The sequence below is a fragment of the Chryseobacterium sp. JK1 genome (assembly GCF_050632815.1).
Taxonomy (GTDB): Bacteria; Bacteroidota; Bacteroidia; order Flavobacteriales; family Weeksellaceae; genus Chryseobacterium.
Genome location: NZ_JBODRU010000002.1, coordinates 430,829 through 452,164, shown reverse-complemented (window position 1 = coordinate 452,164; position 21,336 = coordinate 430,829). Strand labels below are relative to the sequence as shown.

Annotated in this window: 20 protein-coding genes; 13 read left to right on the top strand and 7 right to left on the bottom strand. The window is 36.4% G+C overall.

The window, feature by feature from the left end; genetic code table 11:
• Nucleotides 1-85: 85 nt before the first annotated feature.
• A complete protein-coding gene (locus ACQ76T_RS15075) occupies nt 86-772 on the top strand; it encodes a response regulator transcription factor (RefSeq protein WP_431344122.1) in 687 nt (228 codons plus the stop codon).
• Nucleotides 769-2,154 carry a HAMP domain-containing sensor histidine kinase gene (locus ACQ76T_RS15070; protein ID WP_431344121.1) on the top strand — a complete coding sequence of 462 codons (1,386 nt, stop codon included), beginning with the start codon at nt 769-771 and terminating at the stop codon, nt 2,152-2,154. Before ACQ76T_RS15075 ends, ACQ76T_RS15070 begins: the two co-directional genes overlap by 4 nt.
• A gap of 17 nt (nt 2,155-2,171) precedes the next feature.
• On the opposite strand, the gene ACQ76T_RS15065 is transcribed toward ACQ76T_RS15070, so the two are convergent.
• Together ACQ76T_RS15065 and msrB are read right to left on the bottom strand one after the other, a co-directional pair.
• Nucleotides 2,172-2,933 (bottom strand): murein L,D-transpeptidase catalytic domain family protein, encoded by a 762-nt coding sequence (locus ACQ76T_RS15065; RefSeq protein ID WP_431344120.1) that lies wholly within the window; start codon nt 2,931-2,933, stop codon nt 2,172-2,174.
• Between the two features lie 127 nt (nt 2,934-3,060).
• A complete protein-coding gene (gene msrB / locus ACQ76T_RS15060; protein ID WP_431344119.1) occupies nt 3,061-3,588 on the bottom strand; it encodes a peptide-methionine (R)-S-oxide reductase MsrB in 528 nt (175 codons plus the stop codon).
• A gap of 114 nt (nt 3,589-3,702) precedes the next feature.
• On the opposite strand from msrB, the gene ACQ76T_RS15055 reads away from it, so the two are divergent.
• The 5 genes from ACQ76T_RS15055 (at nt 3,703) to ACQ76T_RS15035 (ending at nt 7,114) form a co-directional block, all read left to right on the top strand.
• A complete protein-coding gene (locus tag ACQ76T_RS15055; RefSeq protein WP_431344118.1) occupies nt 3,703-4,947 on the top strand; it encodes a DUF445 domain-containing protein in 1,245 nt (414 codons plus the stop codon).
• 18 nt (nt 4,948-4,965) lie between these two features.
• A complete protein-coding gene (locus ACQ76T_RS15050; protein ID WP_431344117.1) occupies nt 4,966-5,856 on the top strand; it encodes a hypothetical protein in 891 nt (296 codons plus the stop codon).
• 85 nt (nt 5,857-5,941) lie between these two features.
• Entirely contained in the window at nt 5,942-6,307 is a 366-nt protein-coding gene (locus ACQ76T_RS15045; RefSeq protein WP_431344116.1) for an ArsR/SmtB family transcription factor, read from the top strand.
• Nucleotides 6,304-6,903 carry a mercuric transport protein MerTP gene (gene merTP, locus ACQ76T_RS15040; protein WP_431344115.1) on the top strand — a complete coding sequence of 200 codons (600 nt, stop codon included), beginning with the start codon at nt 6,304-6,306 and terminating at the stop codon, nt 6,901-6,903. The genes ACQ76T_RS15045 and merTP overlap by 4 nt, the downstream gene beginning before the upstream one ends.
• Before the next feature lies 1 nt (nt 6,904).
• Nucleotides 6,905-7,114 (top strand): GDCCVxC domain-containing (seleno)protein, encoded by a 210-nt coding sequence (locus ACQ76T_RS15035; RefSeq protein ID WP_431344114.1) that lies wholly within the window; start codon nt 6,905-6,907, stop codon nt 7,112-7,114.
• Between the two features lie 176 nt (nt 7,115-7,290).
• On the opposite strand, the gene ACQ76T_RS15030 is transcribed toward ACQ76T_RS15035, so the two are convergent.
• Nucleotides 7,291-8,328: a quinone-dependent dihydroorotate dehydrogenase gene (locus ACQ76T_RS15030; protein ID WP_431344113.1), complete on the bottom strand. Its 1,038-nt coding sequence runs from the start codon at nt 8,326-8,328 to the stop codon at nt 7,291-7,293.
• Nucleotides 8,329-8,746: 418 nt separating this feature from the next.
• The gene (locus ACQ76T_RS15025) at nt 8,747-9,442 is read right to left on the bottom strand and encodes a pseudouridine synthase (protein WP_431344112.1); all 696 of its coding nucleotides are present in this window, start codon (nt 9,440-9,442) and stop codon (nt 8,747-8,749) included.
• 150 nt (nt 9,443-9,592) lie between these two features.
• On the opposite strand from ACQ76T_RS15025, the gene ACQ76T_RS15020 reads away from it, so the two are divergent.
• From ACQ76T_RS15020 to ACQ76T_RS15005, 4 genes are all read left to right on the top strand, one after another.
• Nucleotides 9,593-10,105 carry a hypothetical protein gene (locus ACQ76T_RS15020; RefSeq protein ID WP_431344111.1) on the top strand — a complete coding sequence of 171 codons (513 nt, stop codon included), beginning with the start codon at nt 9,593-9,595 and terminating at the stop codon, nt 10,103-10,105.
• 100 nt (nt 10,106-10,205) lie between these two features.
• The gene (locus tag ACQ76T_RS15015) at nt 10,206-11,747 is read left to right on the top strand and encodes a glycine--tRNA ligase (RefSeq protein WP_431344110.1); all 1,542 of its coding nucleotides are present in this window, start codon (nt 10,206-10,208) and stop codon (nt 11,745-11,747) included.
• A 108-nt stretch (nt 11,748-11,855) separates the two neighbouring features.
• Nucleotides 11,856-12,695: a hypothetical protein gene (locus ACQ76T_RS15010; protein WP_431344109.1), complete on the top strand. Its 840-nt coding sequence runs from the start codon at nt 11,856-11,858 to the stop codon at nt 12,693-12,695.
• A 107-nt stretch (nt 12,696-12,802) separates the two neighbouring features.
• Nucleotides 12,803-14,335, top strand: a complete 1,533-nt coding sequence (locus ACQ76T_RS15005; RefSeq protein ID WP_431344108.1) for a hypothetical protein — start codon at nt 12,803-12,805, stop codon at nt 14,333-14,335.
• Between the two features lie 79 nt (nt 14,336-14,414).
• On the opposite strand, the gene ACQ76T_RS15000 is transcribed toward ACQ76T_RS15005, so the two are convergent.
• Nucleotides 14,415-15,743: a M48 family metalloprotease gene (locus ACQ76T_RS15000; RefSeq protein WP_431344107.1), complete on the bottom strand. Its 1,329-nt coding sequence runs from the start codon at nt 15,741-15,743 to the stop codon at nt 14,415-14,417.
• 100 nt (nt 15,744-15,843) lie between these two features.
• Between ACQ76T_RS15000 and ACQ76T_RS14995 the strand changes: the two genes are divergently transcribed.
• On the top strand, nt 15,844-16,977 hold the full coding sequence (locus ACQ76T_RS14995; RefSeq protein WP_431344106.1) for a serine hydrolase domain-containing protein: 1,134 nt from the start codon (nt 15,844-15,846) through the stop codon (nt 16,975-16,977).
• A gap of 7 nt (nt 16,978-16,984) precedes the next feature.
• Complete coding sequence (locus tag ACQ76T_RS14990) at nt 16,985-17,596, top strand: YdeI/OmpD-associated family protein (protein WP_431344105.1); 612 nt, start codon at nt 16,985-16,987, stop codon at nt 17,594-17,596.
• 32 nt (nt 17,597-17,628) lie between these two features.
• On the opposite strand, the gene ACQ76T_RS14985 is transcribed toward ACQ76T_RS14990, so the two are convergent.
• Nucleotides 17,629-18,240: an alpha-ketoglutarate-dependent dioxygenase AlkB family protein gene (locus ACQ76T_RS14985; protein WP_431344104.1), complete on the bottom strand. Its 612-nt coding sequence runs from the start codon at nt 18,238-18,240 to the stop codon at nt 17,629-17,631.
• 30 nt (nt 18,241-18,270) lie between these two features.
• Nucleotides 18,271-21,324: a DNA polymerase III subunit alpha gene (locus ACQ76T_RS14980; RefSeq protein WP_431344103.1), complete on the bottom strand. Its 3,054-nt coding sequence runs from the start codon at nt 21,322-21,324 to the stop codon at nt 18,271-18,273.
• Nucleotides 21,325-21,336 lie beyond the last annotated feature (12 nt).

Below are 21,336 nucleotides of genomic sequence, written 5' to 3'. Positions count from 1 at the left end.
GCTTTGAGGTCAGCTGAAAATCAACCTTTTGAAAATAAAATCACTGCTAAAAAACAAGATCTTTACTCCCCCTAATTGTTTCCTTATGAGAATTTTAATTGTAGAAGATAATTCACGGGTTTCAAGTCTTTTGAAAAGAGGACTGGAAAGTCAGGAATATCAGGTTTATATCTCCGAAGATGCTGAAGATGCCATTGTTCTGTTGAATAAAATAACATTCGACCTGGCCATCACAGACATCATGCTTCCTAAAATGAACGGGATAGATCTTTGCAAGCAGATCAAGCAGCAACATCCTGATCTTCCTATTATTATGCTAACGGCTTTAGGAACGATTGATGAAAAAATTGAAGGATTTGATGCCGGAGCAGATGATTATATGGTAAAACCTTTTGAAATCAGGGAACTTTATGTAAGAATAAAAGCCATCCTGCAGAGAAGATCAACGAAAAATAAGGAAGCCTATTTAACAGATTTAGAGTATTATGATTTAAAGATTGATAAAAAATTTAACCGGGTTTTCAGAAATGGAAAAGAAATTGAACTGACGCCTAAGGAGTTTAAACTTCTGGTTTTTCTTGTCAGCAATGCAGAGAGAATCCTTACCCGTGAAGAAATTGCTGAAAATGTATGGGGAAATCATTTTGATACCGGAACCAATTACATTGATGTGTATATTGCCTATTTACGCAAAAAGATTGACAAAGATTTTGACTCTAAACTCATCCACACCAAACCTGGAGTAGGATTTATTTTTGCTTCACAATTATGAAAATAGCAACCAGAACAGCCTTAATCTACGCTATACTTACAGCAGGTATTCTCTTTCTGTTTGCCTACGTTCTTTATTTTGTTTCTGAAAAGAACAGAGAAGATGAGTTTAATGACCGCCTTGGGTATAAAGTAATATGGAGATCAGAATTTATTTTTGATGTCAGAATCAGTGATGAAAAGATCCGTGAGCTTCACCGTCGAAATCAAACCTTGCTGAACGAAGCAGACATCAGTGTATACAACAGTAAAAAACAACTGACATTTACAGATATTCCTCCTCTACAAAGCAATGATAAATATCTGGATAAGATCATCAAATCTAATAAAAACCGAATTTTCTGGCAACAGAATGGCCGGCAGTATATTGCCGTTCAATTTGAATCCAACGGGGAAAAATTCTACATCATAGGAAGCGCAGAGGACGTCACGGGAAAGGCTCATATTGCAGAGTTTAAAAAAGATATCATCATTATTTACATCAGTTCCATTGTGGTAATTTTCATTATCGGATTCTTTTTTTCCTATTATACTTTAAAACCACTGAAAGACATTATCCTTCAGATCCGAGATATCTCTGAACATAACCTGAACCAAAGGTTGGACATTCCCAAGGCAAAGGATGAAATCTATGAACTCACTGAAACCTTCAATTCTACCTTTAACAGGCTTGAAAAATCATTTAACAATCATAAACAGTTTGTCACAACCATCTCCCACGAGTTTCGTACTCCTCTTTCCACATTAATTGCCGAGCTTGAACTTGCAAAGGAGCTGAATGTGACGCTGGACGATTATAAACTCTCCATAGATAATGCTCTTCAGGATGCCAATCATGCTTCAGAATTATCATCTGCCCTTCTGGATTTTGCAAGAGCAAGTTATGATGTCTCACAAATCAGCTTAGTGAATCTTCGTCTGGATGAAATTTTAGCGGAGGCAAAACTTGCTTTGATTCAGAAAAATATCCATTACAAAATCGGTATCAACTATATGGATACTACGGATGATGAGGATGAAAACAATTATGACTTCTTTGGCAATCCTTATCTGCTTCAGGTAGCCTTCTCCAATCTTATGGAAAATGCCTGCAAATATTCTCAGGATAAAAGCTGCCATGTAGCAATAGAAACCAATTCAAAGTATATTAAAATACATTTTATTGATCGGGGTATAGGAATTTCGGATCAGGATCTTTTAAAAATTTTCGATCTTTTTTACCGGGGTTCCAATAAAAGTTATGAAAAAGGTAATGGTATTGGTCTTTCTATTGTAAAAAGGATTGTCGAAATTCATGAAGGTAAGCTTTATGTAGATTCCCAGGTTTCCCAAGGCACTACCTTTACGATTGAATTTCCTTCAAAAAACAAAAAAGCAGTCTGATCAGACTGCTTTTTTTATTATGCTTTTAACCACTCTGAGGAAGAGAGATAATTTTGGTCTGGATAGTAAATAAACAGACAGTTTCTTCCTTTTATTGTATTAATGATGGGCTGTGTAAGCTCTCTTGGTACTGCAGGACATCCCCAGCTTCTTCCGATTCTTTTGTGCATCGCAGCAAATTCATCACTTACATAATTGGCTCCGTGCAGAACAATTGCTCTTCTGTATGCAGCATCATTATATCCTTTATCCATTCCCAGCAGTTTCAGAGAATATCCGTTATCCCCCTGATACGTTGCATCTGTAATATAAAAACCTAAGCTGCTCTGTAACGAACTTTCCCTGTTAGAAAAATTCGTTGCAAATTCTTCGCCGGTATTTTTACCATGGGCAACCAATGAGTTAAACAAAACTTTTTTGTCTTCAAGGTCAATCACCCATAATCTTTTTGTATTAGAAGACATAGAGAAATCACAAATTGTCAATAAATGCGAATCCTGGTTCAGCAATCCTGCTTTTTTTAGATTTTCAAAACCGGTCAATGCTTTTGAGAACACTTCATAATTCATTTCATGTTCAGGGTCAAATGCAATTGATTGGTACAATGCTTCTGATGAAGATACAGTTCCGGCATTCTTCTCAGATTTCGTGTCGTCCGCTACAGCTACTTTTTCAATTTTTGTTTTGAAATTTTCATTCTTTACCACCGTTCTTGGAGAAAGATAGAATGAAGTCGTAACCATGTAAACAAGGCCTACTACGCTATAAAATCCTTTCATTCAATAATATATAAATCCAAATTAGTGGGGCAAAATTATAAAAACATCATTACCCGGCAGGTAAAAACGGAAAAAGTTTAACGCTATTTAAGAAACTTTAACGTCCTGATTCTGTGAATTAAACGGTTCATTTTTGAGAATCTGAGACAAATTCCAGACTTATGGAATTCATACAATAACGCAGTCCCGTGGGCTTTGGACCATCATCAAAAACGTGTCCCAGATGGGAGTCGCATCGTTTACAAAGCACCTCTACTCTTTCCATTCCGTAGGTTTGGTCTCTCTTATAATAAACTCCTTCTTTATCAGCCTCAAAGAAACTTGGCCATCCGCAGCTGCTCGCAAATTTTGACGTGGAACGGAAAAGGTGATTTCCGCACACAGCGCAATAATAGTCTCCTATCTCATCAAAATCATTGTATTTTCCGGTAAAAGCTCTTTCTGTAGCAGCTTCTCTGGCAATGGCATAGAGGTCTGGAGCAAGGATCTTTTTCCATTCCTCATTGGGAATATCCAGTTTTGTAGTATCTGTCCTTGAATAGTATGGATTGTTTTTTGCTTCTGTATTTTCCATAGGAGTGGTTTTAATGGGTTGATAATTCTGTGTACAAGACTGCAGAACAGTTAATATGATGCTTGAAACTAAAAATTTCATTGTTTATATTGGCTCTTACCACTTTACCCCGAAAAGGCTCAAAAGTTTTTGTATCTTTTATGGGTGAAATGCTCCTGCTAAGACGAACCGGTTTCGTAACCAAATTTAGTAAATATGAATGACAAAGCAAAAAGAAAACAGCTCAGAAAATATAAAGCATTTGCCACAGGATTATTTGTTCTGATGGCTGTTATTTTTATTACGACCACCATTTTACAGAAATCTAATCCCTCTCATTGGATCGGTTATGTACAGGCTTTTGCCGAAGCGGCTATGGTAGGTGCTCTGGCAGACTGGTTTGCCGTTACAGCACTCTTCCGCCATCCGCTTGGTCTTCCTATTCCTCATACTAATCTTATTGAAAACAGCAAGCAAAGACTTGGTGATAACCTGGGAAGTTTTGTAGTAGGTAATTTCCTTTCTCCTCAAAACATACGTCCTTATATTCAAAAGCTTAAAGTATCCAACTTTGTTGGGGAATGGCTGGGAAAAGAAAAAAGCCAGGAAATCCTTATTAAAAACCTTTCGGATATTGTTCTTGATATTCTTAATAAACTTGATGATTCTACGGTAAGCCAGTTTATCAGCAAAAAAGTTTCCGAGATGACGGACGATATTAAACTTAATAAAGTAGTAGGTAGCGGAATAGGGTATATTTTGGAAAAGAATGATCATCAGAGAATTATTACCAATCTTGCCAAACAGATTAAAGAGTATATCCTTGCCAATGATGAAATGATCAAAGACCGGGTAAAAAAAGGCAGTTATTCCTTCATCCCTTCTTTTGTAGATAATAAAATTGCGGATAAAATTGCTGACGGCCTGTCTGATTTTTTCAAAGAAATAGAAGAAGATCCCCAACATGGAGTACGGGATCTGATCACTGAAAAAATTTATGAATTCTCTGTAGACCTGAAGGAAGATCCTAAATGGGAAGATGAATTTAAAATCATTAAAAACGGTCTTTTGAAAGGCGACAAATTAGAAGAATACTCTAATGACATCTGGGTTTCCATTAAAAAAACCTTGATGAAAGAATTACTGGAAGATCATTCAGCCCTTAAGAATTACCTTACCAAAAATCTGAATGAATTTGCACAGAATTTAAAAACAGACGAAAATCTTCAGAACAAAATTGACCATTGGGTTCGCGTAACGGCGTATAAATATATCCTTAAAAACACCCATCAATTCGGCAACCTCATCAGCAATACTGTAGGAAACTGGCAAGGGAAAGAGCTGAGCGAAAAGCTGGAGCTGGAAGTAGGAAAAGACCTTCAGTTCATCCGGGTAAACGGTACTCTTGTGGGTGGATTGGTAGGATTGATTATCTATACCATTGCTCATTTTTTCCTTTAAAAAACTATAAAACCAACCATGAAAAAAATTTTTACTGTACTGCTTTGTGTAAGCTTTACATTTTTGTTCAGCCAGAAAGTTGAACTTAAAGAAGTGACCGATTCTGCTCAAACTTTTACCGGAAAGATCGCCGGAATTCCTATCACCATACATCTCAATTATACAGGAGTTGTAGATTGCAACCAGTATCAGCACTATGTGGACGGATGGTATTATTATGATAAGTATAAAAAGAAAATTCCGCTCACAGGAATTTACGACTATTATGGTAACCTGTCCTTATATAATTTCGGATCTCAGCAAAAACAAAAATCTAAGATTTTTAAAAGCCAGATTACTTCTCTTCAGAAAGTGGAAAAGACCGATACGATTGCCCAGAAATTAATTCCTAAAGAAAGCATTATACTGCAAGACGTTTCCTCTACGAAGGGACCGGTTGCCGGTCATTTTTATCTGGATAAAAAAGTTCAGCCCATAGCTCTGTCTACCAGCAATGTAATGATCTACCGTTTCAACAACTATCTGTTTTTACCTCATAACAAAAAGATCAATACTTATGACTTTATAAACAAAGCAGGAGGAAATAAACTGATTTCTTATTCCTCAGGAGAAAATGGAAACCGGGTACTGCTCTATTTCGAACAGACTTCAAATTTCAATGCCTGCGGGCAATGCGGGGCAAGTGAAGGAGAAAAGGGGTACAGAGTCCTTTACTTTACCAAAGACTGGAATTATAAAAGTTATGAAGAATTCACCATCGAAAGCTGTTTGGATTCTATGTACGACACTACAAAAACAACTTCGAAGGATGGAAAAACGATAGAATATAAAATTGGACAATCTGATTCTTTACCGGCCCATACGCTTACTGTGAATATTCAAAACGCTTCTGTTGTGAAATCTAAATAATCTTAGAAAATTTCACTTAACCACTTAGTATTATTTTTTATTTTAGCACTTGCTTAAATAAGCAAATAACTATATATTTGCCATTATGGAAAACAATATCTGTATTCGGCAACAGGCAGACCATAGCCAGATTGACCGTTGTAAATCAACTATTTCTGAGCTTAGCTATTCATTTGATCACCTGTCAAATGGTATTGAACTGGTTGGTAATAATGTAAGACTAAAAATATTATTTCTCATTGATCAGGAAAAACAACTCTGCGTGTGTGATCTGAGTGATATTCTTGGAATGTCTGTTTCAGCCATTTCCCAACATTTAAGAAAACTTAAAGACCGAAAACTCATTCAATCCGAAAGACAGGCTCAAACAATATTCTACTCTTTAACAGAAGATTACAAAGAAATGCTTCAGTCTATTTTCAAAATGCTTGCTGTAAAAGAAACTCTATGAAAACCGAAGGAAAAATTATAGGAACAAGCATAATAACTGCAATTGCAGCTTCGTTGTGTTGTATCACCCCTGTTCTCAGCCTTATTATAGGAGCTGGTGGACTGGCCTCCACTTTTTCATGGCTTGAACCTGCAAGACCTTATTTGATTGGATTAACTGTTGTGATTCTTTGTTTCGCGTGGTATCAGAAATTGAGACCACAAAAACAGGAAGATTGTCTATGTGAAACAAAATCAAAAACAAAATTTCTCCAGAGTTCTTTTTTTCTGGGACTTATTACAGTTTTCTCGGCACTTATGCTTGCCTTTCCTTCCTATTCTTCTATTTTTTATCCAAAATCAGAAAATGAAGTCGTGACAGCATCTAAATCCGACATTAAAACTGTTGAGTTTACTATTAACGGAATGACTTGTGAAGCCTGTGGTGAACACATTAATCACGAGGTAAATAAATTGAAAGGCATTATCCGATCCAATGCTTCTTATCAAAATAAAAATGCAGTGGTAACATTTGATGATACTAAAACCAGCATTCACCAGATTAAAGAAGCGATCAACTCAACTGGTTATACGGTAGTTAATAATAAGAAAAAATAAAATGAAAGTTATCTTACAATCCACGATCACCTGCCCAAGCTGCCAACACAGAAAACAGGAAACAATGCCTACCAATGCCTGTCAGTATTTTTATGAATGTGAAGTCTGCAAAACTCTTTTGAAGCCTCAAAAAGGAGATTGCTGTGTATTCTGCAGCTATGGAGATACAAAATGTCCCCCTGTGCAGGAGGACAAAAAATGTTGTAGCTAAAAAGAGCATCATTCAACTCTCTCTTTTTATTTTTTTCTAAATATCGTTTTGAAAAGGTTGGGATAAAAATCCTCTGTTCCGATTTTCATTTCTTTGGTTACTGGAAATAAAAATTTCAGCAGTGGAATAAGAAACAGCGTTAAAAGTACCGAGATTATAATATTCATATTCCTTGTTTATCTTGGTAATCTGCTTGCTCTTTTCAGAATTTCTTTATTGATCTCGTTGATAAGCTCCGGTCCTTCGTAAATAAAACCTGTATACAGCTGCACAAGGCTCGCTCCGGCATCCAGCTTTTCCATGGCATCTTTGGCAGAGTGTATTCCTCCTACTCCAATGATTGGGAAAGCTCTGTTACTTTTATCAGACAGATATTTGATCATCTTTGTACTTCTCTCACGGATTGGTTTTCCGCTTAATCCTCCATTTCCTATCTGCTCTAAAACCTCTGGTGATGTCTTCAGCCCTTCTCTGTTAACAGAAGTATTGGAAACTACGATACCATCAATTTTCGTTTCTGCGATCAGTTCAATGATTTCGTCTAACTGGTTGTTATTAAGATCCGGAGCAATTTTCAGTAGAATAGGTTTCTGTACAGATTTAGACTGGTTGATTTTCTTAACCTCAGTAATCAGTTCTCTAAGATATTCCACATCTTCAAGTTTCGCATGGCTTCCTACATTCGGGCAGCTCACATTCAATACAAAATAATCTACATGAGGATGAAGACCTTCAAAACAGTCCAGGTAATCCTGAGTATAATTTTCCGGTGCTGTATGGGTATTTTTTCCTATGTTTCCGCCGATGATTATTTTCCCTTTGTTTCCCTTCAGCTTTTCAATGGCAGCTTCAAGACCGTCATTATTGAAACCCATTCTATTGATAATCCCGCCATCTTCAATGAGACGGAATAATCTTTTCTTAGGATTTCCGGCCTGAGCTTTCGGGGTCACCGTTCCAATTTCTACAAATCCGAATCCCAGATCTCCCAATTCGTTAAACAAAGTGGCATTTTTATCGAAACCGGCAGCCAGTCCTACAGGATTTTTAAATTTTAATCCGAAAACTTCTCTTTCCAGACGTTTGTCTTCAATAGGTTTTGGGAAAAATAATTGGGTAAGAAATCCAAAATTCTTTAGCATTGAAAAAGTAAAGTGATGCACTTCTTCAGGATCGAATTTGAAAAGAATCGGGCGAATGAGCGATTTGTACATTGAAAAAAAGTTTTACAAAAATACTCATTTTAAAATTAATGTTTGATTAACCTGTGATATTTTATCAAAATGTTTTATTTATAAAATCTAAAAAGAGAGAGAACAGCTGCAACTCTGTAAATCAGTGAGATTTTTAACGCTACAATCGCTAGGAAATATCACTATTCTGAAAATATTTTTATTCGCAAGGGCATTTCACTAAGCGAAGTACACGCTATCAGTATTTGCTGAACGAAGTGCCCTTGCGATCGGAAAGAAAGACCATTTTTCAATAAACTTTGCGAACATTGCGTTAAAAAACACGCAGATAAATATCTTCATTATTTCTGAATGAATGGGATAATTGGAAGCCTTCACCTTGTCAAGGTTTTGAACCTTGACAAGGTGAAGGTAAAAGGATATAATCGTTGGGTTAAGATTAGGAATACGAACTCAGATCAAATTTCAGAATATCCCCTACTCTTTTGAATTCTTCATCTATAATCGCATTGACTGTAATTCTTTCGTTAGAAATAGGATGATTAAAAATCAGCTGGTGCGCATGAAGTGTCATTTTGCTGATCTCAAATGTTTGAAGCCACAACTTATTCTGTTTATTACAGCCATGTTTTCTACAACCTAAGATAGGATGGAGAATATGTTTAAAATGTTTTCTCAACTGGTGAAATCTTCCAGTTTCAGGAATGGCTTCTACCAAAGAATATCTCGAGGTCTGATGTTTTAAAAAAGGTAAATCTATTTCCGAAGTCTGCAAACGGCGATAGTAGGTAACGGCATTTTGTTTGACTTCATTTTCGTTAACCAAATCATAATCAATTGTTTCTTCTTCCTTTGTCCAGCCACGAAGAATGGCCAGGTATTTCTTCTCTACTTCGCGTGACGCAAACTGCTCACTCATGATTCTGAGGGTATCTTTATCTAAAGTAAACAGAAGAACACCAGACGTTTTTCGGTCCAACCGGTGTACAGGATACACTTTTTGCCCAATCTGTTTCTTCAATTCCTGAATAGCGTAAGTATCTGCTTCTCCTGCATAGAAAGATTTATGAACCAGTAATCCGCTGGGTTTGTTGATGGCAATAATATGCTCGTCACGATAAAGAATTTCTAACATGGTGCAAAAGTAGAAATTTTCGACCGATATAGCCCTGATTGCAACGGCATCCTTTTGCAAAGCAAAAGATATAGTGAAAAGCAGGTTCCTGGCTAATGACAAACCTCATCTACACTCCTCATTAATTTTACTATTTTCGCGAAAAAATTAATGAGAAAACTATTATTTACTTTATTGACCAGTTTATTCTGTATTCCGGCTTCCGCCCAGGTTTCTGATTCTCTTACTCTGGGAAAAAACAATCGGGAATTTTTTATTAAAGGTGAACAGAAATATAAATTTTCGGAATATAAAAAAGTATTTACCAATCCTGAAGCGTTAGGTTACATGAAAAAAGCGAATACCAACAGTACTGTCTCGCAGATTTTTGCAGCGGTAGGCGGTGGTTTTATCGGTTTCGGACTTGCCAAAGAGCTGTTGAGAAATAAAACGGTATACCGTAACGGCATTGCCTATAAGGAGAAACAGGAAGGCGGATGGGGACTGGTAGGAATAGGCCTCGGATGCGTGGGTATTGGAATTCCTTTTGCAATAAGCTCCAATAAAAATCTTAAAAAAGCCATTAAAACTCAAAATCAGCCAACAGGTACTGAAGAAAATAAAGTAGCTTTCTATAAGCTTGATATCAGAGGAAATGGAATTGGTTTAAGCTATAATTTCTAATAATATAGGTAAAAGGCAGTTTTTTAACTGCTTTTTTTGTTGAATTTCATGGAATTGGAATTCAAATTCATATTTTTGCATTTCAGACGTTAAAAAAATTATGGCAAAGCAAGAAGATGTTTTCAAGAAAGTGATTTCTCACGCTAAAGAATATGGTTTTATTTTCCCATCGAGTGAGATCTATGATGGTTTATCCGCTGTTTATGATTATGGACAGAACGGAGCCGAACTTAAAAATAATATCAAACAATATTGGTGGAAAGCGATGGTACAGCTTAACGAAAATATTGTGGGTATTGATTCGGCGATTTTGATGCACCCAACAACATGGAAAGCATCGGGCCACGTAGACGCTTTCAACGATCCATTGATTGATAATAAAGATTCTAAGAAACGTTTCAGAGCAGACGTTTTGGTGGAAGATTACTGCCTGAAAATTGAAGAAAAAGAGAAGAAAGAAATTGAAAAAGCGGCGAAAAGATTCGGCGAATCTTTCGATAAAGCTCAATTTGAAGCGACAAATCCAAAAGTTTTGGAGTACAGAGCAAAAAGAGAAGCTATTCTTTCAAGATTGGCAAAATCTTTAGAGAATGAAGATTTGGCGGATGTAAAAGCTTTGATTGAAGAGCTGGAGATTGCTGATCCGGATACAGGTTCTAAAAACTGGACAGAAGTAAGACAATTTAACCTGATGTTCGGAACAAAACTGGGAGCTTCTGCGGACAGCGCAATGGATCTTTACCTTAGACCTGAAACAGCTCAGGGTATCTTCGTTAACTTCCTGAACGTACAGAAAACGTCACGTCACAGACTTCCTTTTGGTATTGCACAAATCGGTAAGGCGTTCAGAAACGAGATTGTTGCAAGACAGTTTATCTTCAGAATGCGTGAATTCGAGCAAATGGAAATGCAGTTTTTCGTTGCTCCGGGAACAGAGCTTGAGTTCTACGAGCAATGGAAACAAAAACGTCTGAACTGGCACTTAGCCTTAGGGTTGGGAGATGATAACTACAGATTCCATGACCACGAAAAATTGGCTCACTACGCAAATGCTGCTGCTGATATTGAATTTAACTTCCCGTTCGGATTTAAAGAGTTGGAAGGTATTCACTCAAGAACAGATTTCGATTTAAAGGCTCATGAAGAACATTCAGGAAGAAAGCTTCAGTTCTTTGATCCTGAAAGAAACGAAAACTATGTTCCTTATGTAGTGGAAACTTCTGTAGGTTTAGACAGATTATTCCTTTCTATATTCTCCCATTGTTTGAGAGACGAGGTATTGGAAGACGGCTCGGAAAGAACTGTTTTATCTTTACCTCCTGCATTAGCGCCAATTAAAGCTGCGATCCTTCCGTTGATGAAGAAAGACGGCTTAGCAGAGTATGCTGAAAAGATTTTCAACGATCTGAAATATGATTTCAACTTATTCTACGAAGAGAAAGACGCGATTGGAAAACGTTACAGAAGACAGGATGCCATTGGTACTCCATACTGTATTACGGTAGATCACGACTCTTTAGTGGATCATACCGTAACCATCAGAGACAGAGACACTATGAAACAGGAAAGAGTTCCGGTTTCAGAGTTGAGAAGGATCATTGATGAGAAAACAAACTTCAGAAATTTACTTTCAAAAATATAGTGTAAAAGCCCTGGTTTCAGGGCTTTTTTTATTTTTAGGTTATTAGAGAAAAACATACCACAAAAATTATTATTTTTAGCAGATTAAAAACTAAAACTAATAACAATCATGAAAAAACTGATTATTTCCTCACTGGCTGTGGCAGTGCTCTCAAGCTGCGTATCTAATGACAACCCTGCCGATCACAGAGAAAACACCAAGAACAATAATAACGGTAGCAATGGCAACAGTACTTTCCGCTTACTGAAAAAAGGAACCGAAGTGATACCAGGAAAGCCATCCTATGTGGTAGAATTTAAATATGATGGAAATAAAATATTGGAATCCTACAGTACTTCCGACGATAATAAAATTATTTATACTTACAACGGTGATTATATTTCTAAAACGGAAGAATTTGTGGGTGGAGTGCTGGTTCTTATGAAAGAATTCACTTACGCTAATGGAAAACTAGTGGCTGAAAAAGTAACTGACAAAGAACAGGGAACCCTTATTTACACTAAAAACTATCAGTATATCACTGATACTCACATAAAATTCAATGAATATAAAAGCGGGACTTACAATTCAGCAACAGGAACCTACTCAAATCTTGTTTTTGCTCAGGCTGACGCTTATCTAACCAACAGCGGCAATATAGCTTCAGTCTCTTACACCCATAATGGAACGACATACAATATTGTCAACACCTATGATACATCTCATAATGCGATGAAAAATGTAAAAGGTTTTATTGAACTCGCCATAACAGATGTACACGATGGGCAACTATCATATAATAATTTACTAACTCAGACCGAGACTTATTCCGGAGCACTTAATGGAGCCAACAAAATAACGGCTGTTCACACGATTAACAGTGATAATTATCCAACCAAAACAGTTAGCACATATGACATTACGGGCTATGGAACAGCCCTTCGCACTTCACTTTATGAATACTACTAGTTATTATTGTAAATTTTAGATACTAAGCCCAAGGATTATTTCCTGGGCTTTTTATTTTTTATCAACATATGCTCTAATTCATTATTTTTATCCCTCAAATTTTAACCATGAAAAAAATAACTTTAGTGGTGTTTGGACTCTTCCAGACCTTGGCATTTGCCCAAACTCAGGACCTTACTTCTTTGGCTTCCGGAGATCATGTGGGAATGAATGCTTTATTCGATGACAAAGACAATCTTTACGGCTACGTATCATTATATTCTTATGGAAAATCAGGAGATAAAACTAAAAAGTTTGAATACGTTATTCTTGATAAAAACCTCAACCCAGTTGCCAATAAAGAATTTGAAGGAGACATCACCGCTGCTTCCTATAAAGGCTATGTAGATTTTAAAGGGCAGATCATTCTGAAACCTTCTTATATAGATTATTCTCTGATAAAAAGTAAAGAGGTATTCACACCTGTTTCAATGGTTATAGATCCGAAAACAAATACCATTACGAGAAAAATATATTATGATTATCTTGAAGACGGTACTTTCAAAGAAATCAACGAGCCGAAAAGCTGGAAAGAAATGCGTAAGGAAAACCGCGATGAGAAAAAGGAAAAAGGATATAACTACGTTTCTGCAGTAGGAGAACTGAAAGAAGGCGGTTATTTTGCCGTTGAATATAAAGATTACGGAAAATACGAAAACAATAACAGCCTGATCAGGTTCGACGACAAGAAAAAAGAACTTTGGAGATATAAATATAACACGGACGGAAGCAAGAAGGTTTTCACCACATTATCCGTTCTCGAAAGGGATGAAAACTACATGTACTGCATCATGAAAAAAGTGAATGATAAGCAGAAAACATTCAGTCTTCTTGCCATTGATATGAAAACCGGAAAAGAAGCATCCAATAAAAAAATTGAAGGAACGCTATCCGACGATACCCTTGATAATATTAAGTCTTTTTATTCTGACTACAGAAAACTGGATAACGACAAAACCTTTGATGATAAATTCGTGGTATTAGGCAGAAATTATGATCGTTTGGAATCAGTAGGCTTCGCCAGAATGATGGTTAACAAATCGGATTTTAGCGTAGACACCAAGGTCATCAATTTTGAACCGAACGTTTCAGCCTTTCTTCCAAAAGTGAATAAAAATGGGTATGTAGAAAACGGCTATTTCCTACAGACTAAAGACATGTACTTTATGAACGACGGAAGTGTAGGTATTTTATCTGAAAAGTATAAGCCTGCAGGTCAATATAACGCTCCTAAAACAACAGACCTTGTTTACATCTATACAGACAAAGATTTCAAGGTGAAGAATGTTCAGGTTTTTGAAAAAGAAAAATCAAAGTGGGTAAACAGCGACTATCTTTTTTCACAGTACCTCAACGGCGGTAAAGATGTTGTTTTTTTCTATCGTGACTATCAGAAAGATGAAGTGACCAGACAGAAAAGATGGAATCTCTTTATCAATACCATCATCGACGGGAAGTTCAAGCAGGAAATTATCCCTATCTCTGAAAAAGACAATTATACCGTTATTCCTTATGTAGGAAAAGAAGGTTATATTCTTCTTAGAGAGTATAACGAAAAGGAAAAATTCAATAAGATCCGCCTGGAGAAGTTGAATTACTAATATAAAAAGGAAAAGCTGTCTCAAAAGTCAAGTAATTGATCTTTTGAGACAGCTTCTTTTATTAGAGATAATCTTACAATCAGTTCGTCTTTGCTATAGCCTCATTCGGTTTATAATAATCTGCAATATTTTTAATTTCATCCAGACTCAAATTCCACATAAAGTTCAGAAACTGCTGATAACTTTCACTTTGGTGTTTAGGTTCTATCCTATCCAAATATCGGTTGAGATTATAATTTTTCCTTGCTTCATATATTTTAGAAAAACATTTTCCAAGCCAGCTTTTATAATATTTTTCTTCCTCTTCATCCTGTAGAAACTGCATTGCGGCATAAATTCCCAGTCCATAGTCTTCCGAGTGAAAGTAGTTGGGTAAGGCTTCCATTCTTGCAATCTTTTTTAATTTCATAAATAGGTCGGACGGTTTTCCAGGAACTCCGGGAGTTTGAAGCTCCGCGAAAGTTTTCTTTAACAGATCTATTCTTATGGACATTTCCGGGTGTGAAGACAGAGAATCTTTATTCAGTTTTTCTTTGTAAAAATTATAATTGTAAAGTGAAAAATCTTCTTTTTTCATCCATTTATCATTAAAAGCCTGCTTCGGAAGATCAAAAAGTTTTTTATACGTTTCTATCTTCAATGCTCTGGGTGATATGGTATCGAAATCTTCCAGCTTTTGAAGAGCATTTACATATTCACCTTTCTTAAAATCGCTGTTTCTAAAAATAACATATCCCAAAGAATCGGCCTGCATTTCATTCTGCCTTCTCTCTACTCCTTTTTTGTAAATGGTATTCTTAAAAATATCAAAAGCCTTCTGATTCTGGTTCTGGCTACTTTTTTCTGTAGTAGATTTTATATTCTGAACCGTAATTTTATCCAGATTATCCTGTTCTATAATTTTCAAAAATGTTTTAAAAGAATGATCTTCTATCTTATGTCCCAACTCGTGGGAAATAACAGCTGCAATCTCCTCTTCATTATTCAGCCAGCCGTAGAGCCCCATGTTGATCACAAAGGTTCCGTCAGCAAGACAGTAAGCATTGGGGGTATTATCTCTGGCAATTAAAATTTTGAGATCCTGTGGAACCTGTGCATTATTTTTTTTAAGACCTTGAATCAAAGATTGTATACTGTTTTCAAAATCAGATTTAAAGATAAAATCTTTATTTTTCACCTGCTTTTCGAAATCGGTTCCAAATTCTTTATAAATTTTGGCGAGCTCAGACGACGTTTTCCCGGAATACTGCGACTTTATTTTTTTGATGGTGGCTTCATTATTCCCGTTAAATTTTGTCAAAAATGCTTTTCTCTGTGTATAATCTGCAGTATCTATAGGTTTATAAATCTGTGCAATTCCCATCACAGAAAGAAAAAGGCACCACAGTGCAATGAGTTTTCTGGTCATATTTTTCATCAATAAAAGCAAAAATAACTTATTTGTGGATTCATTGTAATTTTTATATTCAAATTATTCTAAATTTGTTAAGAACCGATTCATGAAAAAAATGAGAATACTAAAATATATGATAGGCGGAGCTGTAGTTGGCGCTACAGCAGCTTACTTTTTAGGATACGATTATTTGTTTAGAGGGATATCCAAAACCTATCTCAAAGGCAAATCCAGCGCCTATATTGATGACGGAAATCTTTTCCCCAGCAACCCCATTGCTACAGAGGAACCCATCCTTTGGGAAGAAGATCCCGGATATAACAAAACCACACTACCTAAACATTTAGTTGAAAACTTAAATCATTCCAAAACGGCTGCTTTTGTGGTCATTAAGAATGGTAAAATTCTTCATGAACAATATTGGGAAGGCTACAGCCAGCTTTCACAAACCAATTCCTTTTCTATGGCTAAAGCTGTAACGGTGATGCTTTTGGGAAAAGCCCTGGAAGAAAAGATTATCACCAGTATAGATAATCAATTAACAGATTTCTATCCTGAATTTAAAGAGAAACATTTTGGCAATCAGGTTACCCTTAAAAACCTTGCTCAAATGGAAGCTGGATTAGATTGGGATGAAAACTACAACAATCCATTTCTGCCCAACGCTAAAGCGTATTATGGAAAGAGTCTGGTAAAAGCCGTATTTACAAGAAAGTTTAAAGAAGAACCTGGAACCAAATTTGAGTACCAAAGCGGGGCGACCCAACTTCTTGGCTTTGCGATAAAAAAAGCACTCAACAAACCCTTAGCCACTTATTTATCTGAAAAGTTCTGGATTCCTCTTGGGATGGAACAAAACGCTAAATGGACAACAGATGATTATGGAATGGAGAAAACCTACTGCTGCATTCACTCCAATGCGAGAGATTTCTCCAAACTTGGTCAGCTGTTTTTAGACAATGGGAAAGTGGGAGATCAGCAAATTCTTAATTCTGACTTCATAGAAAAGATGAGAACTCCAACCGAAAAGTCTGAAAATATCTATGGAATGGGACTCTGGATCAATCACGATAATCCTATTAAACATTATTATTTTCTGGGACTACAAGGGCAGTATATTATTATGGTTCCTGAGCATAATATGGTGATTGTAAAAACAGGAAGCTACGCCAACAATCCTAAAAATGACCGGGGAAGGCCAGATCAGGTAAAGTTCCTTGTCAACGAAACGGTAACATTATTTCAATAGAAAAACGATGGAAAAATATTCCTCCAAAATAGATTCATATATCGAAAAATCGCAGGATTTCGCTAAACCTATACTCAATTATATCCGTGAAACCGTTCATGAATGCTGCCCTGAGGCAGAGGAAACCATGAAGTGGAGTTTTCCTCATTTTATCTACAAAGGGAAAAATCTCTGTGCCATGGCTTCATTTAAGCAGCATTGTACATTTGGATTCTGGCTGGAAAAAGAAATGAAAACCATGCAGGAAATCACTCAGGATATTGAAAAAAATTCTATGTTCAGCTTAGGAAAGCTCACCCGGGTTGAAGACCTTCCTTCCAAACCTCAGCTTAAAAAAGCAATTCAGGAAGCCATAGAACTTACAGATATGGGGGTTACTATGAAAAAAGCAGCCCCATCCAAAACGGACATGGAAGTTCCTGATGATTTTCGAACGGCGTTACAGGAGAATCAACAGGCCTTAACGGTGTTTGAGAAAGCTTCCCCCTCATTCAGAAAAGAATATATTTCCTGGATTATAGATGCTAAAACAGAGACAACCAGAAATAAAAGAATGGAACAGGCTCTGGAATGGATAGCGGAAGGTAAAGGGAGAAACTGGAAGTATGAGAGGAAGTAGATACAAATGAAGAATCTTCAATAGGCTATTATCTATACATAATCATTCAATAATCTAAACGTAAGATTTATACGCTCTCTCATCGGTATTGCTGATTTAGCAATCCTATGCTCCCAATGCTCCTGCAGATCACCTTTCATAATGAGCAGTGAACCGTGAGGAAGCGGTAAGCTATACTTACTTGAATGATAATCTTTTTTCCGGAAATCAAAATTTCTCGTTTGCCCCAAACTAATGGATGCAATTACAGGACGTTTTCCGTAACGGCTTTCTTTATCCCGATGCCAGGCAACAGAATCATTATTATTCCTGTACAAATTGAGCAGAACTCCATTAAACCGGCAGCCAAACTCCCTCTCAATTCGCTCTTTTAAAGCCAACAATTCAGGTGTCCATGCATTGGTAGGTTTTTTATTTTTTTCAAGGTCATACGTTTTTGCATCTCCATACCAGGCTGTTAATCTGGGAGTCAATACCATTTTATCATACATTTTCTGAGTACGCTGTTCCCATGGAGCGGTAGTAAGCAACTGATCTTTTAAGAGATCGGCTTCTTCTTTACTTAGAAAATGTTCTTTATATTCCAATAAATCTTTTGGGAATTCATACAACTCTTCTACATCAAATAAACTCAACTGATTCATAATTACTATAATTAAAAATTTGATAAATCATTACTGTATTTTGTGTCTCGGCAAACCTATCTCGTGGGCCTGCGGGTAAGGTCTTCTATGAGTCATACTCACATCTTCTTTAATCTGTCTGTGAATATCATATTGCTTTTCCTTATCATAAGCATATCTAGGATCAGGGATCATAGGCATTTTAGCCATCTTATGAATGGTTATGGTTGGAAAATGAAAATCAACTTCTACTGTTCCTAATAATAAATAGCATCCTCCACCCTGAAAGTCATATTTTTTCAAGCTATCAGGAAAATGGGCTGTATCAAAATAATCTCCGTTGGCATCGATCCAGGTTCCGAAATACATTTCTCCTTTCTTCGTTGGGACATGTTTTCTGGCAATAAGGTAAGCCAGCATTTTTACTTGTTTTTTGTGAAATTTCAATACATCTTTTACGAAAACAGAACCTCTGTATTGAGTCTGTAGCAAATCAAAAGGACTGCATGAAACCGGAAAACCAAGCAACTCAATTTCGTCAAAAGCATCTTCAAAACTTTCTCTTCTGAGTTCAGGAAGCTTAAACTCTTGAGCAGGCTCTTCAATCAGCATTAGCCCTCTGTTTTCAGGTTTAAAATTCACTAATAACACTCTTGCTTCCACAAGCAACTCATTTTTAGGTTTTCCTGTAAATCGGAATGCTCCAATGAAAATTAAGGTCTGGATTGTCTCAATACCGATTGAAATACGTTTAATAAAATCTTCCAATGATTTATAATCTCCATTTCTTTCACGCTCTTCAACCATTTCATGAGCAACTGTTTCTCCAAGCCCTTCCAAAAGCATCAGTCCTAAAAAGATATCCTTTCCCTTTAATGTCGTTTGAAATTCACTTGCATTAACACAAGGAACCTGAATATTACCTCCGGACATTTTTGCTTCATGGATATACACTTCTGTACGATAAAATCCTCCTTGGTTGTTGATCACGGAAACCATGAATTCAAGAGGATAATATACCTTCAGATATAAACTCTGATAGCTTTCCACTGCATATGAAGCCGAATGTGCTTTACAGAAAGAATACCCGGCAAAGGATTCAATCTGTCGATATGCTTCAGCAGTAAGCTCTAATGAATGCCCTTTATCCTTACAGGATTTAAAAAAATTAGCCTTTACTTCCTGAAGTTTTTTAATAGAGCGTTCCTTTCCACTCATTGCTCTGCGTAAAATATCTCCATTAGCCAGAGATAATCCTCCGAAATATTGGGCGATCTTGATCACATCTTCCTGATACACCATTATTCCATATGTTTCTTTCAGGTGCTCTTCAAATACTGAATGAAAGTATTGAAACTGATCCGGGTGATTATGTCTGAAGATATATTCCCGCATCATTCCACTTTGTGCTACTCCCGGTCTGATAATAGAAGAAGCCGCAACCAGTATCCTGTAATTATCACATTTTAATCTTCTTAAAAGCCCGCGCATTGCCGGAGACTCTATATAAAAACATCCGATAGTTCTTCCAACAGCCAAATACTCATTACATTTTTCTTCATCTTTAGATAATCGTGTATCCCGGATATCGACATCAATTCCTCTTGTTTTTTTGATAAGATTTACTGTATCATTAATTGTCCCGAGACCTCTTTGAGACAGAATATCAAATTTCTCCAGCTTAATATCTTCCGCTACATTCATATCGAACTGAACAATGGGAAACCCCTTTGGTGGCATTTCGAGTGCAGAGTAATGAGTGATGGGTTCTTCGGAAATCAAAATCCCGCAAGCATGCATGCTCCTTTGATTCGGAAATTTTTCCATCAGCCTTACATACTTATGAATTGTTTGAACAACAGAATTGGTTTCGTGAGCTTCCATTGGTTTTTTTGTAAGTTCATCCAGCTCATCTTTAGGCAGTCCAAAAGCTTTCCCGACTTCTCTGAATCTCGATTTGTACTTGAATTCCACATTGGTTCCGCAGAAAGCAACATGGTCTTTTCCGTAACGATTGAAAATATATTCCAGAATTGTATCCCTGTTTTGCCAGCTCCAGTCAATATCAAAATCCGGAGGACTTTTCCTGTTAAGATTTAGGAATCTTTCAAAATACAGATCAAGTTCTAAAGGGCATATATCTGTAATTCCTATACAGTAACTGACAATAGAATTGGCTCCGCTTCCACGTCCTACATGCATGAATCCCATTCTATTGCTGTACCGCACAATATCCCAAGTGATCAGAAAATAAGAACAAAAGTTGAGTTCGTCAATTACTTTCAGTTCTTTCTCTACTCTTATTTTTGCGATTTCATGATCTTTCCCATACCGTTTTTCCAATCCTAAATAGGCTAACCTTTTCAGAAGTTTTACATCAGATTCCTTTGACTTTGTATAGTATTGTTTATTCTTTACTTTTTCAATATCAAATTCAAAGCTGCAGGCTTGCAGTATTTTTTTTGTATTCTCTATGATCTCCGGATATCTTTGAAAGGTACTGATTATTATATCTTCGGATTTAAAATATTCTGATTCCCTGCAAATATCTTGTTCAGCCAGTTTTGACAACAAGGTATTGTTATCAATAGCCCTTAAGATTCGATGAAGATTATATTCTTTCTTCATATTAAAAGTAACAGGATGAAGAACTACCATTTTGGGAATTAGATTTGCAAATTCAGTGCGAATCAATACATTCAATTCTTCTTCCCGGACTCCAATAAATTCATTCTCTTTTAGCTTTGAAGGAATGTTATCGATCGGATAAACAATGAAAACATTTTCAAACACAGGCGCTATTTCAGAAAGTTCAGCGCCATCACAATTGTGATCCGTCAATACCTTATTGACTTCACCAATGCCGGAAAACTCTTTTGCCACAGCAATATAAAGCAGCCTGTTTTCTTTTCTGACCTCCATTCCGGCAATAGGTTTAATTTCGACTTTTTCACATTCTTTCTTGAAATCATAAATAGCAGTAATTGTATTAATATCTGTCAATACCAATTCTTTGATACCCAAAGAATGCGCCTGTTGTACCAATTGTTCTACCGATAAAGTACCGTAACGAAGACTGTGAAAAGAATGACAATTTAGAAACATGATAGAAATTTT

What these genes read in the sequence shown, in the direction of transcription:
- ACQ76T_RS15075 (WP_431344122.1), top strand. Translation starts at nt 86, where the DNA reads ATGAGAATTTTAATTGTAGAAGATAATTCACGGGTTTCAAGTCTTTTG.
- ACQ76T_RS15070 (WP_431344121.1), top strand. Translation starts at nt 769, where the DNA reads ATGAAAATAGCAACCAGAACAGCCTTAATCTACGCTATACTTACAGCA.
- ACQ76T_RS15065 (WP_431344120.1), bottom strand. Translation starts at nt 2,933, where the DNA reads ATGAAAGGATTTTATAGCGTAGTAGGCCTTGTTTACATGGTTACGACT.
- msrB (WP_431344119.1), bottom strand. Translation starts at nt 3,588, where the DNA reads ATGAAATTTTTAGTTTCAAGCATCATATTAACTGTTCTGCAGTCTTGT.
- ACQ76T_RS15055 (WP_431344118.1), top strand. Translation starts at nt 3,703, where the DNA reads ATGAATGACAAAGCAAAAAGAAAACAGCTCAGAAAATATAAAGCATTT.
- ACQ76T_RS15050 (WP_431344117.1), top strand. Translation starts at nt 4,966, where the DNA reads ATGAAAAAAATTTTTACTGTACTGCTTTGTGTAAGCTTTACATTTTTG.
- ACQ76T_RS15045 (WP_431344116.1), top strand. Translation starts at nt 5,942, where the DNA reads ATGGAAAACAATATCTGTATTCGGCAACAGGCAGACCATAGCCAGATT.
- merTP (WP_431344115.1), top strand. Translation starts at nt 6,304, where the DNA reads ATGAAAACCGAAGGAAAAATTATAGGAACAAGCATAATAACTGCAATT.
- ACQ76T_RS15035 (WP_431344114.1), top strand. Translation starts at nt 6,905, where the DNA reads ATGAAAGTTATCTTACAATCCACGATCACCTGCCCAAGCTGCCAACAC.
- ACQ76T_RS15030 (WP_431344113.1), bottom strand. Translation starts at nt 8,328, where the DNA reads ATGTACAAATCGCTCATTCGCCCGATTCTTTTCAAATTCGATCCTGAA.
- ACQ76T_RS15025 (WP_431344112.1), bottom strand. Translation starts at nt 9,442, where the DNA reads ATGTTAGAAATTCTTTATCGTGACGAGCATATTATTGCCATCAACAAA.
- ACQ76T_RS15020 (WP_431344111.1), top strand. Translation starts at nt 9,593, where the DNA reads ATGAGAAAACTATTATTTACTTTATTGACCAGTTTATTCTGTATTCCG.
- ACQ76T_RS15015 (WP_431344110.1), top strand. Translation starts at nt 10,206, where the DNA reads ATGGCAAAGCAAGAAGATGTTTTCAAGAAAGTGATTTCTCACGCTAAA.
- ACQ76T_RS15010 (WP_431344109.1), top strand. Translation starts at nt 11,856, where the DNA reads ATGAAAAAACTGATTATTTCCTCACTGGCTGTGGCAGTGCTCTCAAGC.
- ACQ76T_RS15005 (WP_431344108.1), top strand. Translation starts at nt 12,803, where the DNA reads ATGAAAAAAATAACTTTAGTGGTGTTTGGACTCTTCCAGACCTTGGCA.
- ACQ76T_RS15000 (WP_431344107.1), bottom strand. Translation starts at nt 15,743, where the DNA reads ATGACCAGAAAACTCATTGCACTGTGGTGCCTTTTTCTTTCTGTGATG.
- ACQ76T_RS14995 (WP_431344106.1), top strand. Translation starts at nt 15,844, where the DNA reads ATGAGAATACTAAAATATATGATAGGCGGAGCTGTAGTTGGCGCTACA.
- ACQ76T_RS14990 (WP_431344105.1), top strand. Translation starts at nt 16,985, where the DNA reads ATGGAAAAATATTCCTCCAAAATAGATTCATATATCGAAAAATCGCAG.
- ACQ76T_RS14985 (WP_431344104.1), bottom strand. Translation starts at nt 18,240, where the DNA reads ATGAATCAGTTGAGTTTATTTGATGTAGAAGAGTTGTATGAATTCCCA.
- ACQ76T_RS14980 (WP_431344103.1), bottom strand. Translation starts at nt 21,324, where the DNA reads ATGTTTCTAAATTGTCATTCTTTTCACAGTCTTCGTTACGGTACTTTA.